A 1,231-nucleotide genomic window follows, 5' to 3' on the forward strand; every position below is an offset into this window, starting at 1 on the left:
GGGCTGCGCAGGTCGATCTCGGCGGGGTCGTGCATGGTCGTCTCTCCGGCCTGGCAGCCAAGCTGACGACGAGAATGCAGGAAAGCTGGACTTGTGTGCAGCGTGTAAATCAACGCAACCCCAGCTGCCGATGCGGCGTTGGAATCGCGAGGGACCATTCCCGGATGGGAGACATCAGATGAAAACCCTTCTGACCGCGACCGTCGCAGCCCTGCTGGCCGGCGCGCCGGCCGCTCTGGCGCAATCGACGAACCAGGTCGCGCCCATGCTTGCCGACAGCAAGGTCGACACAAAGACCTTCGTCACCACCGTGCCCAACGCCAACGAATTCGAGATCCAGTCGAGCAGGCTGGCCGAGGAGAAGGCCTCCTCCGACGACATCAAGGCCTTCGCCAGAGAGATGATCGCGGACCACACCAAGGCGGGCGAGGATTTCAAGGCGGCGCTGAGCCAAGGCCAGACCACCGCCTCGATCAAGCCCGCCGGGCCCGCGCTCGGCCCTAAGGAACAGCAGATGCTGGGCGAGTTGAAGAGCGCGAGCGGCAAGGCGTTCGACCAGAAGTACATCAAGATGCAGACGGACGCGCACAAAGAGGCGGTCGCGCTGTTCAGCACCTATGCGAAATCGGGCGACGACCCGGCGATGAAGGAATTCGCCAAGAAGACGCTGCCGACGCTGAAGATGCATGAGAAGCACGTGAAGGAACTGGCAGTGGCGCATCAGGGGTGAGGGCAAGTCGTTCCCTTCTCCCCTTGTGGGAGAAGGTGGATCGGCGCGCCAGCGCCGAGACGGATGAGGGGTGTTGGAAGGAATGAGACAGTCGCGATTGTGCGCCTTCCCGGCGCCGACAGGACGGTTGTAAAACTGGCGCATCGCCAAGCTGGAGCACCCCTCATCCGACCGAGCTCCGCTCGGCCACCTTCTCCCACAAGGGGAGAAGGGGAGCGCGCTTCGACAATGCCGGCGTAGAAACCAACGGAGCAGCCTGCCATGCCCAAGATCGACCTGTCATCCGTGCCAATCCGCAAGGGTTCCGGCTACCCTTCACCCTTCGATCAGCCCTGCGCCGGGCGCACGCGCCGCCGCCTCGGCGACGCGGGCGGCCTGAAGGATTTCGGCGTCAACCTGATGACGCTGCCGCCCGGCGGTTGGTCGAGCCAGCGCCACTGGCACAGCCATGAGGACGAGCTCGTCTATGTGCTGGAGGGCGAACTGACGCTGGTCGAGGAC

2 protein-coding genes are annotated in these 1,231 nt (G+C 64.2%); both read left to right on the top strand.

The annotated features are described in order from the left end of the window. The first annotated feature begins 178 nt into the window (after positions 1-178). Positions 179-730 carry a DUF4142 domain-containing protein gene (locus EN781_RS32825; protein WP_126058762.1) on the top strand — a complete coding sequence of 184 codons (552 nt, stop codon included), beginning with the start codon at positions 179-181 and terminating at the stop codon, positions 728-730. A gap of 261 nt (positions 731-991) precedes the next feature. Beyond that, a partial coding sequence (locus EN781_RS32830; RefSeq protein ID WP_127400739.1) for a cupin domain-containing protein occupies positions 992-1,231 on the top strand: 240 nt, incomplete at its 3' end.

Source organism: Mesorhizobium sp. M4A.F.Ca.ET.090.04.2.1 (assembly GCF_003999085.1).
Classification (GTDB): Bacteria; Pseudomonadota; Alphaproteobacteria; order Rhizobiales; family Rhizobiaceae; genus Mesorhizobium.